Below are 13115 nucleotides of genomic sequence, written 5' to 3' on the forward strand. Positions count from 1 at the left end.
TAAATCGATTGGGTGGCGATGACCGGGCAGAGCTGCCCGGTCGCTGTCGATCAGATCATCCCGGCTTCCGGTGCTACGGGCTTCTCTTTCGGCTTGTAGCCGAAAGACCGCAGCGCGACGTAGAAGACCGGTGTCAGGAACAGGCCGAGGATGGTGACGCCAAGCATGCCGGAGAAGACCGCGGTGCCGAGCGACTGGCGCATTTCCGCACCCGGGCCGGTGGCGATCATCAGCGGCACGACGCCGAGAATGAAGGCAAAGGCGGTCATCAGGATCGGCCGTAGCCGCAGCCGGCTCGCCTCGATCGCGGCATTGACGGGGTTCATTCCGTCATCCTGCGCCTGGCGGGCGAATTCGACGATCAGGATCGCGTTCTTCGCCGCAAGGCCGATCAGAACGATTAGGCCGATCTGCGTCAGGATGTTGTTGTCCAGGCCCCTGAGATGCACGCCGACCAGGGCGGCGAGGACCGCCATCGGCACGACGAGGATGATCGCCAGCGGCAGGACCCAGCTTTCATACTGGGCCGACAACGCCAGGAAGACGAAGATGACCGACAGCGCGAAAATGAAGATCGCCGTGTTGCCGGTGTTGCGCTCCTGGAAGGCGAGATCCGTCCATTCGAAGCCCGTCCCCGGCGGCAGTATTTGTGCGGCCAGCGCCTCCATCTTGTCGAGCGCGGTACCCGTCGAGACGCCGGGCGCAGGATTGCCCTGGAGGGGTACGGACACATACATATTGTAGCGTTGGACAAGTGCCGGGCCCGTCGTATCCCGAATGTCGACAAGCGTTCCAAGCGGCACGAGGGCGCCCGTGGCCGAGCGGACCTTGAGGTTGAGGATGTCCTCACGCTCCAGCCGGTACTGCTGGTCAGCCTGCGCCCGCACCTGATAGACGCGGCCGAAGGCATTGAAGTCGTTGACGTAGGAGGTGCCGAGGTTGATCGACAGCGTCTCGAAGATGTTGGGGATGGGCACGTTCAGCGCCCGCGCCTTGTCGCGGTCGACGGCCAGGAAATATTGCGGGCTGGAGGCGGAGAAGGTGGTGAAGACGCCCGTTAGCCCTTCCGTCTGGTTGGCGGCGCCCATCATCTGATAGGCAAGCCCGAGCGCGCGGCGCATGTCGGAGCTTTCGCGATCGACGATCTGCATCTTGAAGCCGCCGGAATTGCCGATGCCGCGGATCGACGGTGGCGGCACGGCAATGATGAAGGCTTCCTGGATGGCCTGCATCGTGCCGTAGAGCTGGCCGATGATCTGATTGGCGCTCTGCCCATGCTTCAGGCGTTCCTCGAAGGATGCGAAGGGGGTGAAAATGACGCCGGAATTCGAGGCATTGGTAAAGGTTGCGCCGTTGAAACCGGCGAACGAAACCGCGTCCTTGATGCCCGGCACCTTGCGGATCATCTCGGTCGCCTTCTTTACCACTGCGTCCGTGCGGGCAAGCGAGGCGCCGTCGGGCAGTTGCACGACGACGATCGCATAGCCCTGGTCCATGGTCGGCACGAAGCCGCGCGGCACGATCTGCGCCATGTACCAGGTGCCCGCCAGCAATCCGAAAAAGACGATCAGGCTGGCGCCGAGTGCAATCTTCGTCGAGACGAGATGGCGGACGACCCAGGAGTATCCGCGGGTCATCCGGTCGAAACCATTATTGAAACCGTTGGCAAGGCCCCGGCCGATGCGCGTGAACGGGTTGCGCGTTTCGTGGTGTTCCCGATGCGGACGCAGGACAAGTGCCGCAAGTGCCGGCGAAAGGGTCAGCGAGTTGAGTGCCGAGATTGCCGTTGCCACCGAGATGGTGACGGCGAACTGCAGGTAGAACTGCCCGGAAATGCCGGGGATGAAGGCCGTCGGCACAAAGACCGCGATCAGCACAAGCGAAATGGCGATGACGGCTGTGCCGACCTCATCCATCGTCACATGGGCTGCCAGTTTGGGCGTCATGCCTTTGGCCAGATTGCGCTCGACGTTTTCGACGACGACGATCGCATCGTCGACGACGATGCCGATCGCCAGCACCAGGCCGAACAGCGTCAACATGTTGAGCGAGAACCCGAACGCAAGCAGCAGCGCGAAGGTGCCGATCAGCGAGACCGGGATGGCGATGATCGGGATTAGTGCCGTGCGCCAGGACTGCAGGAAGACCAGCACCACGATGGCAACGAGAATGGCGGCCTCGAGGATGGTCTTGTAGACCTCGTTGATCGACTCCGAGATGAATTCCGTCGGGTTGTAGACGATGGTGTATTCCAGGCCCGGCGGGAAATCCTTGGACAGTTTTTCCATCGTCGCCTTGATCTGATCGGCCGCGTCGAGCGCGTTGGTGCCGGGGCGCGAGAAGATGCCCATGGCAACGGCCGCCTTGCCGTTCAGGTAGCTGTTGGTGACGTAATCCTTCGCGCCGAGTTCGATCCGGGCAACGTCCTGCAGCTGCACGAGACGGCCGCTTTCCGTTGCCTTGACGATGACATAGCGGAACTGGCGGGCGTCGCTGAAGCGGCCCTCGGTCGTCACCGTATATTGGAAAGCATTGGTCCCGGCAGTCGGCGGTCCGCCGATCGAGCCGCCGGAGACTTGGACGTTCTGGTCGCGCAGCGCCTGTACGACGTCGCCGGAGGTCATGCCGTAGGAGGCGAGCTTTTCCGGATCGAGCCAGATGCGCAGCGCAAATTCGCGCTCGCCGAATAGGATCACATCGCCGACGCCGTCGAGACGCACCAACAGGTCGCGGGCGCGGGTGCGAGCATAGTTGGAGACATAGAGCTGGTCGTAGCGGTCGTTTGGCGATAGCAGGTGCACGACCATCATCAAGTCGGGCGAGCTTTTCGCTGTGGTGACGCCGATGCGGCGAACTTCTTCCGGCAGCCTTGGTTCAGCGATCGAGACGCGGTTTTGGACCAGAACCTGCGCCTTGTCGAGGTCCGTGCCGAGCTTGAAGGTGACCGTCAGCGCCATCGAGCCGTCGGCGGTCGAATAGGAGGACATGTAGAGCATGTCCTCGACGCCGTTGATTTCCTGCTCGAGTGGGGTCGAGACCGTGTTGGCGATCGTCTCGGCATCGGCACCCGGATAGGCCGTTCGGATGACGATGGTCGGCGGTGCGATTTCCGGGTATTGGGCGACCGGAAGTTGGAAATAGGCAATACCGCCGACGATCAGAAGGACGATCGACAGAACCGACGCGAAAATCGGCCTGTCCACGAAGAAATGGGCAAATCTCATTGGCCATTCTCCGCAGCGGCAGCTTCGGGCGGCAGTGTGATCATTTTCGGATCGACAACCACGCCGGGCCTGAGCCGCGTCAGTCCGTTGACGACGATGGTCTCGTCACCGGTCATGCCTTCGCGAATGACGCGGTAACCGTAGAGCCTCGGTCCAAGCCGCACAGGTTTCGTCGAAAAGCTGCCGTCCTCGGCAACGACATAGACGACGCGCTGGTCCTGGTCGGATCCGATGGCTTCGTCGGGAATGAGGATGCCTTTGTAGGTATTGGAAGCGCTGACCTCGACGCGGCCGAAAAGACCTGGCTGCAGGACGAAATTCGGATTGTCGAAGCGGGCACGCACCCGCATGGTGCCGGTTTCCTGGTCGACGCGGTTTTCGGCGAAATCGAGTTTGCCCTTGAAGGGTTTTTCCGTGGAATCGGCGATCGTCACATAGACGTCGAGCGATCCGCCGCCCTCCTGCAGGTTGCTGCCGTGCTCGCGCGCCTGGCGGGCATAGTTAAGCAAGCGGCGTTCGTCGACGTCGAAATAGAAGTCGATGGGATCGAGCGAGACGATCGTCGTCAGTGCGGTTTGGTCGGCCTGCACGAGATTGCCGACCGAAACCAGCCGGCGGTCGATACGACCGGCCAGCGGCGCAATGATCTTGGTATATTCGAGGTCGAGTTGAGCCCTGGCGAGGCTTGCTTCCGCGCCGCGCAGATTGGCCTGCGCCGACCGGAGCTCACGACGGCGGTCGTCAAGGGTGGAGACCGGAAGCGTTCCCTTTTGCACGAGCGATTCCGTGCGTGTGAATTCCGCTTCGGCGAAGACGAGCGTGGATTTCGCAACTTCAAGGGATGAGGTGGCGACGTCGAGCGCCGTCTGAAACGGCCGCTGGTCGATGACGAACAGCTGATCGCCCTTCTTCACCATGGCGCCGTCGGTGAAATCCACCTGATCGAGATAACCGCCGATCCGCGATCGCACCGTCACTTCATCGACGGCTTCGAAGCGGCCGATGAACTCATCGACGTCGACGACATCGCGAACAACCGGCTTGGCCACCGTCACAGCGGGCTTCTGTTGTTCCTGAGCCGAAGACGGGGTTGCGGACATAGCCGTGGAGAAAAGCAGTATCGCCGGAACCAGCCAGTTTCGTAGCATGTGTAAGCCCCCTGAAGCGTATAAAGCTGATCATTTCCGTGCGGGCGCACGGATCAGTTCGTGGAGAGCGCAGGTGGTCGAGCCTTGCCAGACGTCAATTGTTATAGGAAGTCGGGACACAGGGTTGGCCAAGCTGCGATAGTCTGAAAGCTGCAATTATTTCAAATTGTTACCCGTGTCGCCAGTTGGCCTAGCCAACCAGCGACGTCTTTTGTAAGGGCAGCTTACAGCATTCGGTTATCGTGTCACCCCGAAAAAATCAGGTTCGGACGCGCTTGTTTATATAAGCTAAGTTGCTTTTCGCCGGCGCAATTGCCGGCGGTAATCTTGGCTCAGGCGTTATCGACGGGCTTCAACAGGTCAGCCAAACCGATATTGCGGAACATTTCCGCGCGGACGCGGTCGGCGACAGCGTTGACGATCTCGGCGCCATCCTGCGACGGGTCGATGTGGACGCGGAAAGGCCGGGTGCCAAAGGGCCTGTTGACGATATCGACGACGGCGGCGGCAACGGAGGCTGGGTCGGCGTCGGCGGGCTCCAGTGCGGCGAGACCTCGCAGCGCCTTCTCCGGCACGCCCTTGTAGGGGCCGTCATTGTATTCGGCGGTGCGGGCATGATCGGACGGCGAGCCCGAATGGGCGAAATGGTTAGTGCCCCTGGTAAAGGCGCCGGGCACGACAATTGAGGTCTCGATGCCCCAGCGGGAGAGTTCGGCGGCATAGGAGACGGCGAGCGAGTCCATCGCAGCCTTGGCGGCGAAATAGGGCGACAGGTAGGGCGGGGTACCGCCACGGGTCGAGGACGAGGAGATCCAGAGGACCAGGCCCTTGCCTTGGCGGCGCATATGGGGGAGTGCCGCCCGGTTGACACGCTGTGTGGACAACACGTTGATGTCGTAAAGCTCGGCGAACTGCTCCGGTGTGAAGGCCTCGGCCGGGCCAAAAGACATGTGGCCGGCATTGTGCATGATGACATCGAGGCGGCCGGCTTCGGTGATGATCCTTGCGATCCCGGCTTCGACGGAGGCATCGTTGGCGACATCGAGCTCGACGGAGCGCAGGTCGACATTGTGCTCCTTGGCAAAAGCTACGGCGTCCGCAACCGCCTTGGCGTTGCGGCCTTCAGTGGCGCGCATGCCGGCATAGACGGTGTGGCCGGCGGTTGCCAGCGCACGGGCCGTCATGGCGCCGAAGCCGCTGGAAGCACCGGTGACGACGATGATGTGCTTGGTCATTGTCCTGTTCCTTCTGAACGATTGGGGGATGAGGCTGCTGACATTCATTGATCCGTGCCGCGGCGCAGGTTGTGCGCCGCTGTGGCGATTTTTCGGTTCAGATCATGCCGCCATTGGCGCGCAGGACCTGGCCGTTGATCCAGGAGCCGTCCGGTCCGGTCAGGAAGGCAACGGCGGCGGCGATGTCTTCCGGGGTGCCGAGGCGTTCCAGCGGGTTCATCTTCGACATGCGGGCGATCAGTTCGTCCGACTTGCCGTTGAGGAAGAGGTCGGTGGCCGTCGGGCCGGGGGCGACCGCGTTGACGGTGATCGAGCGGCCGCGCAGTTCTTTCGACAGGATGGCGGTCAGCGTTTCGACGGCGGCCTTGGTAGCGGCATAGACGCCGTAGTTTTCGAGCTTCAGGCCGACGACGCTGGTCGAGAAGTTGACGATCCGGCCACCGTCACGCAGGCGCTTTGCCGCTTCCCGCAATGTGTTGAAAGTGCCCTTCAGGTTGATGTTGATCTGGCGGGCGAACAGGGCATCCGAGCTTTCGGCGAGCGATGAGAGCGTCATGATGCCGGCATTGTTGACGAGGACATCGACACCGCCGAAGGCAGCTTCAGCCGCGTCGAACATGCGGCGGACAGCGTCAGTGTCGCTGACGTCGGCTTTGGCGGTGAGCGCGCGGCCGCCCCTGTCTTCGATCTTGCGGGCCAATGCCTCGGCCGGAGCGGCATCGCCGGAGTAGTTGATGACGACGGTAAAGCCGTCCTTGGCGAGGCGTTCCGCAATGGCTGCACCGATGCCGCGGGAGGCGCCGGTGACGATAGCGACTTTGTTGTTCTCTGACATTTCCGTCTTCCTTAAGTGTTCTGCGCCGCAGCGCGGTTTCGATGAGGAGAAGATGGTCCTTTCCTTGCGGCGGATAATCAGTCATTCTTCGGCATTACTATTCGGCAGCGGCGAACAATCATCATGGACAGATTTGAGGCAATGCGGGTGTTTACCCGCGTGGTGGAGCGGCGCAGCTTCACGCTTGCCGCCGAGGACACGGGGCTTCCGCGGTCGACTGTGACCGATGCGGTAAAACAGCTGGAGGCTCGGCTCGGGGTCAGGCTTCTGCAGCGCACGACGCGGCACGTCAGCCCGACGCTCGATGGTGAAGCCTATTACCGGCGGTGCCTGACGATCCTGTCCGATATCGAGGATGCGGAGGGCGCCTTTGCCGGCGCCAAACCGAAGGGGTTGTTGCGCGTCGATGTACATGGCAGGCTGGCACGGCACTTCGTCCTGCCGGGATTGCCGGAGTTCCTCAGGGAATATCCGGGCATCCAGCTCTATATGAGCGAGGGCGACCGGCTGGTCGATCTGATCCGCGAAGGGATTGACTGCGTGCTGCGTGTCGGCGACCTGCAGGACAGCGACATGATCGCGCGCCGCGTCGGGCTGCTGGAGGAAGTCACTTGCGCCTCGCCCGAATACATCGCCCGATTCGGCATGCCAAAGACCCTCGACGATCTCGGCGGGCACCAGATGATCGGCTTCTGGTCGACGGCAATCGGCGCATTATTGCCGCTCGAGTTCACGGTGGCGGGAACGATCCGCAATATCTCCCTGCCGGCGGTCGTTTCGGTCAATGGCGCCGATACCTTGGCGGCCTCGGCGCGGTTGGGGCTCGGCATCATGCAGGCGCCGCGCTATGCGCTGGAGGAAGACTTGAGGGACGGCAGGTTGGTCGAAATCCTGCCGGACAATCCGCCGACGCCGACGCCGGTATCGCTTCTCTATCCGCGCAGCCGCCAGCTCTCGCCACGCGTGCGCGTCTTCATCGACTGGCTTTCACGCGAATTTGCCGCGCGGCAGGTAGGCCGGTAAAAAGAAATCTTGCCTCGAGGCTTGCCTTTCGAGCTGGTGTTACCCACATCCGCGCCTCCAGCCGCATCGTCCAGCTTCATGGACGCACTCGCCGCACAGATTTCGAACCGCGCCGCTCGCTTAAATCCGTTTCGGGTTGCGGGGTGGTGCGTTAGATGTGCAAATGCCCGGGATTCAGGATTATCGACATGAACGCACATGATATCAGCGAAATCTCCGCCTGGTTGACAACCCAAGGCATCAAGGGCACCGACGAGATGGATATCGTCAACGGCTTCTGCCAGCGTGCCCGCGCCGCCGGCATGCGGCTCGATCGCGCGCTGGCGCTGATCGACACGCTGCACCCCGTCTATGAGGGGCGCGCCTTCCAGTGGGACAGCCAGGAGCCAGTGAAGACGGCATTCGAATATGGGCCGACCAATGAGGGCGTTTCGGCGGAAAACTGGGAGCGCTCGGCCTTTCACTATATGCGCGAAAACAACAAGAACGAGGTCCGCCGCCGCCTCGGCTTCGGCGATCCCCTCGATTTCTTCACGCTCGACACGCTCCTGGCTGCCGGCCACAAGGACTATATCGCGATGATCCACCGGTTCGCCAAGGACAGCCATATCGGCGACATGGACTGTTTCTACTCGCATTGGACGACGATGGATGACGGCGGTTTTCGTGACGAGGACTTAGCGGCACTGCGGCAATTGGTGCCGGTGCTCGCGCTGGCGATCAAATCTGGATCGCTGACCCGTATCTCGCGCACCATCGCCGAGGTCTATCTCGGCGAGGACGCAGCAAAGCAGGTGCTGGAAGGCCGCATCTCGCGCGGCAAGGCGGAGCGGATTTCGGCGGTGCTGTGGTTCTCCGACCTGCAAAACTACACCCGCATCTCCGACAACCTGCCGCCGGACGAGATCATTCCATTCCTTAACGATTATGCCGACGCCGTCATTTCCTCGATCCACGAGGCGGGCGGTAATGTCTTGAAGCTGATCGGCGACGGCACGCTGGCGATCTTCAAGGCGGGGGAGCGGGAGGACGCCTGCGCCCGGGCCTTGCTGGCCGAGCAACTTTTGCGGGAAAAACTGAGAGGCTTGAACGAGCGCCGACGTTCGGAAAACCGGCCCGTGACGGAGGTCTATCTCGGGCTTCACATCGGTGACGTCTTTTATGGAAACATCGGCTCCAGCGATCGCCTCGATTTCACCGTCATCGGCCCGGCCGTCAACGAAGTCAGCCGCATCGCTTCGATGTGCCGCTTCGTCGATCGCAGCGTCATCATGTCCTCGCAGTTCGTGGCCGCGGCCCCGCCGCCGCGCAATGCCGAGGTGGTCTCGATCGGCCGCTATGCGCTGCGCGGCGTCAAGCGGGCGCAGGAACTGTTCACACTGATGCCGCTGGAGAAGGTTGAGGAGTAACGGCCGATCCGGTCAGACTTTCCGACCCTCCTCGTTGAAGAAATGCAGGTTTTCCACGGGCAGCCGGACGGCGACCTCCCCGTGCATGCCGAGGAAGCGGCGGTCCAGCGTGAAGGCCTTGAAGGCGACGGGGCCGAGCTTCAGGTGGACGATGATGCCGAAGCCGGTGGGTTCGACGAGATCGACGGTCGCCTTCAGCACATCCGGGCCTTCGGCGCCGAGCACCACATGCTCAGGCCGGATGCCGAGCGTGGCGCGGTTGCCGTCGGCGAGATTGGCAGTGCCGCCGAGCGGCAGGACGACGCCGCCGGTGAGGGCGAACTTTGCCATGTCGCCCGCCTGCATGTAGCGACCTTCGAAGAAGTTCATGCCCGGCGAGCCGATGAAGCCGGCGACGAACAGGTTGGCGGGATTGTCGTAGAGTTCGAGCGGGCTGCCGACCTGCTGGATAATGCCGCCATGCATGGCAACGATCCGGTCGGCGAGCGTCATCGCCTCGATCTGATCGTGGGTGACGTAGATCGAGGTCGCGCCGAGGTCCTGGTGCAGTTTCTTGATTTCGGCGCGCATCTGTTCGCGCAGGCGGGCGTCGAGGTTGGAGAGCGGCTCGTCGAACAGGAAGGCCTTTGGCTGACGCACGATGGCGCGGCCCATGGCGACGCGCTGGCGCTGGCCGCCGGAGAGCGCCTTGGGACGGCGCTCCATCAAGGGATCGAGCCCGAGTTTGTTGGCCGCGCTCGCGACGACGGAGGCGATCTTGTCCTTGGCGGTCCTCCTCAAACGCAGGCTGTAGCTCATGTTCTTCGCCACACTCATATGCGGATAGAGCGCGTAGGACTGGAACACCATGGCGATGTCGCGGTCCTTCGGCGCGAGGTCGTTGACCCGCTTGCCGGCGATGCGGATCTCGCCGTCGGTAACGGCCTCAAGACCGGCGATCATGCGAAGCAGCGTGGACTTGCCGCAGCCCGAGGGGCCGACCAGCACGACGAATTCGCCGTCCTTGATTTCCAGATCGACGCCGTGCAGCACCGGATGGATGCCGTAGGATTTCTGTACGTGGGCGATATCGATGGATGCCATGGGATCAGCCTTTCACGGCGCCGGCCGTCAGGCCCTGCACGAGGTAGCGTTGGATCAACAGGAAGAACAGGCAGGCGGGGATGAGCGCCAGCACGCCCGCCGCCATCATCTGTCCGAAGTCGACCGAGAATTTCGACACGAAGGACAGGAGCCCGACCGGAAAGGTCGCCGCGTCGTTGCCGGAGATCAGCATCAGCGAAAACAGAAGCTCGCTCCAGGCGGCGGTGAAGACGAAGCCGAGTGTCGCGGCGATGCCGGGCAGCGTCAGCGGCAGGATGATCTGGCGAAAGGCGACAAACTGGGTTGCGCCGTCGATCATGGCGGCTTCCTCCAGGTCCTTCGGGATGCCGTCGAAGAAGGACTGCATCAGGAAGGTGGCGAAGGGCACGTTGAAAGCAGTGTAGACGATGACGAGGCCGGTCAAACTGTTGGTGAGGCCAAGCGGCGAGAGGATCTTGAAGATCGGCGCGACCAGCATGACCAGCGGGAACATCTGGGTGAGCAGCATCAGCGTCACGATCCAGTATTTGCCGCGGAAATTGAAGCGCGACATGGCATAGCCGGCGAGCGAGGCAAGCACCGTGACGATGATTGCGGTCGAGCCCGAGACGATCAGGCTGTTCTTGAAGAAGACCGGGAAATCGCTGTGCTTCAGCACGAACTCGAAATGCTCGAAGCTCGTGCGCGACGGCCACATCTTGATGCCTTCGGAATAGAGCAGCTTGTTCGGTGTCACCGACACCTTCAAGAGCCAGTAGAGCGGGAAGAGCGCAAAGGCGATGTAGGCGAAGATGGCCAGACGATGCGCGACGACGGAGAGGATGCGTTTGGCAGTCATGATCTCAATCCTTGCTCAGGAGCCATTGCCGCAGGACGACGATCAGCATCGAATAGGTGATCAGGAGCACGAGCAGCACCAGCGCGATGGCCGAGGCATAGCCGAAATCGAGCCGCTTGAAGGCTTGCGTGAAGATGTAGCTTGCGACGATCTGGCTGCGGTCGGCCGGTCCGCCATTGGTCATGACGATGATCAGGTCGGCGAAGTTGGAAATCCAGACGGTGCGCAGCAGAACGGTGATGGCGATGGTCGGGGCGAGGAAGGGCAGGGTGATGGAGATGAAACGCTGGAGGGGGCCGGCGCCGTCGATGCTGGCGGCCTCGTAGAGATCGCGTGGGATCGCTTGCAGGGCGGCGAGCAGGGTGATCGCGAAAAAGGGGATGCCCCACCAGACGTTGGCGATGATCGGTCCCCACATGGAAAGCTGCGGATCGGAGAGGATATTGGCCGGCTCGCTCATCAGGCCGAGGGCATAGAACCAGTGGGGTAGGGGGCCGACGACGGGATTGAACAGCCACGACCAGTTGAGGCCGGCGAGGAAGCTCGGAACGGCCCAGGGCAGGAAGACCAGCGCCTGCACGATGGCGCGACCATGGAAGGGCTTGTCCAGTAGCAAGGCGAGGATGAGGCCGAAGACAAACTGCAGGAGGACGGACCAGCCGGTCCACCACAGCGTGTTCCGCAGCGCGCGATAGAAATTCTGGTCCTGCGACAGGGTCTTGAAATGGTCGAGCCCGATAAAGCCGCCGGAGAAGGGGTTGAGCAGCTGGATGTCGCGGAAGGCATAGGAGATGCCGAGCACCAGCGGCACCAGCATGACGGTGACGATCAGGATCAGCGCCGGCGCGCTGTAGAGATAGGGCGCGGAAGCATCGGCCAGACGCTTTTTCAGCGGCCGCTGGTCCCTGCGTGAACCGCTGCTGAGGGCTGCGAGTGAATCCATCGTCAAATATTTCCGTTTCGCGGCGTGTCTTTCGGGCAAGCCGTGTTTCCAGTCAGGAATGAAGCCGCAGGCAGCGAACGGGAGGCTGCTGCCTGCAGCTCAGGGCTTATGACTATTTGCTCGCGAGGAACTTCTGCTGAGCCTTGGTCATATATTCAGCCCATTGCTTGGCCATCTCTTCGGGCGTGATATCGCCGAGCATGGCTTCCTGGCTGGTCTTGATCGCCATCGAATCCTTGAAGAAGGCGAATTCTTCCAGATAGGTCGGCATCACGGTCGGAATGGCGTCCTTGTCGGCCAGTTCCTCGAACCAGCCCTTGAACTGCTCGCTGGCATAGAAGGGGTCCTTCTCGGCCGCTTTCAGCGCGGGAAGGGCACCGATGCGCTTGTTCCACTCGATATTGCCTTCCGGGCCCTCGAGCGTTGCGATCAGCTTCCAAGCGAGGTCCTTGTTGGCGCTTGCCGACAGCATCGACCAGCCGGCATAGCCGATGGTCGGGAAGGTCTTGCCGGACGGGCCCTTCGGCATGGTGGTGACGCCGTAGTCTGCCGCCTCCATGCGTTCGCTGATGGCGATCAAGGCGTCCGGGTCCTGGTCGAGCATGGCGCAGGTTCCGGTGTAGAAGCCCGCGACGATCTCGTTAAAGCCCCAGTTGACGCTGTCCTTCGGCGCATAGCCGTTCTTGTAGAGATCGGTCAACCAAGTGAAACCCTTGACCCAGCCTTCTTCGCTGAACTTCGAGGTGCCGTCTTCGTTGAAGTAGGTATTGTCGCCAGCCATCGTCGCGCCGAACATCATCCAGCCGTTGAGGCCGCCCGGGCCGCCGCGCATGCAATAGGCATATTTGCCCGGCAGCTTCTTGATCTTTTCGGCGGCGGCAACGAAGTCGTCCATCGTCTTCGGTGGGCCTTCGACGCCGGCCTCGGCGAAGATCTTCTTGTTGTAGAACATGGCGCGCAGATAGAAGCCGTAGGGCAGCATATAGGCCGTGTCCTTAACGTCGCGGCCAAGTTCGAGCGCCCGGTCCGTCAGGCCAGAGGTGTGCTCCCATTCCTTGAGATAGGGCTCGAGGCTTTCGAGCATGCCGTTGTTGGCATAGAGCGACAGCCAGGTGTCGGGCATTTCCATCACGTCCGGAATTTCGCCGGCCGAGACCATGGTGGCGAACTTCTGGAAGGCTTCGCCCCAGGGGAGCGAGATGACCTCGACCGTGGTGCCAGGATTCGCCGCTTCGAACTTGGCGACGATCGATTTCAGCGTCTCGGTGCGCTCGGGGCTGGTGATGACTTCCACCAGCTTCAGCTTCGTATCGGCAAGGGCGGTGCCTGCCATCAGGGAGGCGAACAACGTCGCCGCAATCAGTTTCCTCATTTTCA

The 13115-nt window shown here is 62.0% G+C and carries 10 protein-coding genes; 2 read left to right on the plus strand and 8 right to left on the minus strand.

The window, feature by feature from the left end:
• Positions 1 to 50: 50 nt before the first annotated feature.
• The 4 genes from WI754_RS24545 to WI754_RS24560 all read right to left on the minus strand — a co-directional run bounded on the left by WI754_RS24545 (position 51) and on the right by WI754_RS24560 (position 6442).
• A complete protein-coding gene (locus WI754_RS24545) occupies positions 51 to 3224 on the minus strand; it encodes a multidrug efflux RND transporter permease subunit (protein WP_341487881.1) in 3174 nt (1057 codons plus the stop codon).
• Positions 3221 to 4372 (minus strand): efflux RND transporter periplasmic adaptor subunit, encoded by a 1152-nt coding sequence (locus WI754_RS24550; protein WP_341487882.1) that lies wholly within the window; start codon positions 4370 to 4372, stop codon positions 3221 to 3223. Before WI754_RS24550 ends, WI754_RS24545 begins: the two co-directional genes overlap by 4 nt.
• 332 nt (positions 4373 to 4704) lie before the next feature.
• Complete coding sequence (locus WI754_RS24555) at positions 4705 to 5607, minus strand: SDR family oxidoreductase (RefSeq protein WP_341487883.1); 903 nt, start codon at positions 5605 to 5607, stop codon at positions 4705 to 4707.
• Between the two features lie 97 nt (positions 5608 to 5704).
• Entirely contained in the window at positions 5705 to 6442 is a 738-nt protein-coding gene (locus WI754_RS24560; RefSeq protein WP_341487884.1) for an SDR family oxidoreductase, read from the minus strand.
• A 123-nt stretch (positions 6443 to 6565) separates the two neighbouring features.
• Between WI754_RS24560 and WI754_RS24565 the strand changes: the two genes are divergently transcribed.
• Both WI754_RS24565 and WI754_RS24570 read left to right on the plus strand, forming a co-directional pair.
• Positions 6566 to 7465: a LysR family transcriptional regulator gene (locus WI754_RS24565; protein WP_341487885.1), complete on the plus strand. Its 900-nt coding sequence runs from the start codon at positions 6566 to 6568 to the stop codon at positions 7463 to 7465.
• A gap of 188 nt (positions 7466 to 7653) precedes the next feature.
• Positions 7654 to 8874, plus strand: coding sequence for an adenylate/guanylate cyclase domain-containing protein (locus tag WI754_RS24570; RefSeq protein WP_341487886.1), 1221 nt, complete (start codon positions 7654 to 7656; stop codon positions 8872 to 8874).
• Positions 8875 to 8886: 12 nt separating this feature from the next.
• On the opposite strand, the gene ugpC is transcribed toward WI754_RS24570, so the two are convergent.
• The 4 genes from ugpC to WI754_RS24590 all read right to left on the minus strand — a co-directional run bounded on the left by ugpC (position 8887) and on the right by WI754_RS24590 (position 13110).
• Positions 8887 to 9957, minus strand: a complete 1071-nt coding sequence (gene ugpC, locus WI754_RS24575; RefSeq protein ID WP_341487887.1) for a sn-glycerol-3-phosphate ABC transporter ATP-binding protein UgpC — start codon at positions 9955 to 9957, stop codon at positions 8887 to 8889.
• A 4-nt stretch (positions 9958 to 9961) separates the two neighbouring features.
• On the minus strand, positions 9962 to 10795 hold the full coding sequence (locus WI754_RS24580; protein WP_341487888.1) for a carbohydrate ABC transporter permease: 834 nt from the start codon (positions 10793 to 10795) through the stop codon (positions 9962 to 9964).
• Between the two features lie 4 nt (positions 10796 to 10799).
• On the minus strand, positions 10800 to 11738 hold the full coding sequence (locus WI754_RS24585; RefSeq protein WP_341487889.1) for a sugar ABC transporter permease: 939 nt from the start codon (positions 11736 to 11738) through the stop codon (positions 10800 to 10802).
• A 112-nt stretch (positions 11739 to 11850) separates the two neighbouring features.
• On the minus strand, positions 11851 to 13110 hold the full coding sequence (locus WI754_RS24590) for a sugar ABC transporter substrate-binding protein (protein WP_341487890.1): 1260 nt from the start codon (positions 13108 to 13110) through the stop codon (positions 11851 to 11853).
• Between the last annotated feature and the right edge of the window lie 5 nt (positions 13111 to 13115).

Origin of the sequence: Pararhizobium sp. A13 (genome assembly GCF_040126305.1) — a bacterium.
In the GTDB taxonomy this organism is placed as follows: domain Bacteria; phylum Pseudomonadota; class Alphaproteobacteria; order Rhizobiales; family Rhizobiaceae; genus Pararhizobium.

Excerpts from the sequence above, each read along its gene's own strand:
- ugpC (WP_341487887.1), bottom strand. The coding sequence starts at position 9,957 with ATGGCATCCATCGATATCGCCCACGTACAGAAATCCTACGGCATCCAT.
- WI754_RS24555 (WP_341487883.1), bottom strand. The coding sequence starts at position 5,607 with ATGACCAAGCACATCATCGTCGTCACCGGTGCTTCCAGCGGCTTCGGC.
- WI754_RS24565 (WP_341487885.1), top strand. The coding sequence starts at position 6,566 with ATGGACAGATTTGAGGCAATGCGGGTGTTTACCCGCGTGGTGGAGCGG.
- WI754_RS24545 (WP_341487881.1), bottom strand. The coding sequence starts at position 3,224 with ATGAGATTTGCCCATTTCTTCGTGGACAGGCCGATTTTCGCGTCGGTT.
- WI754_RS24590 (WP_341487890.1), bottom strand. The coding sequence starts at position 13,110 with ATGAGGAAACTGATTGCGGCGACGTTGTTCGCCTCCCTGATGGCAGGC.
- WI754_RS24550 (WP_341487882.1), bottom strand. The coding sequence starts at position 4,372 with ATGCTACGAAACTGGCTGGTTCCGGCGATACTGCTTTTCTCCACGGCT.
- WI754_RS24580 (WP_341487888.1), bottom strand. The coding sequence starts at position 10,795 with ATGACTGCCAAACGCATCCTCTCCGTCGTCGCGCATCGTCTGGCCATC.
- WI754_RS24585 (WP_341487889.1), bottom strand. The coding sequence starts at position 11,738 with ATGGATTCACTCGCAGCCCTCAGCAGCGGTTCACGCAGGGACCAGCGG.
- WI754_RS24570 (WP_341487886.1), top strand. The coding sequence starts at position 7,654 with ATGAACGCACATGATATCAGCGAAATCTCCGCCTGGTTGACAACCCAA.
- WI754_RS24560 (WP_341487884.1), bottom strand. The coding sequence starts at position 6,442 with ATGTCAGAGAACAACAAAGTCGCTATCGTCACCGGCGCCTCCCGCGGC.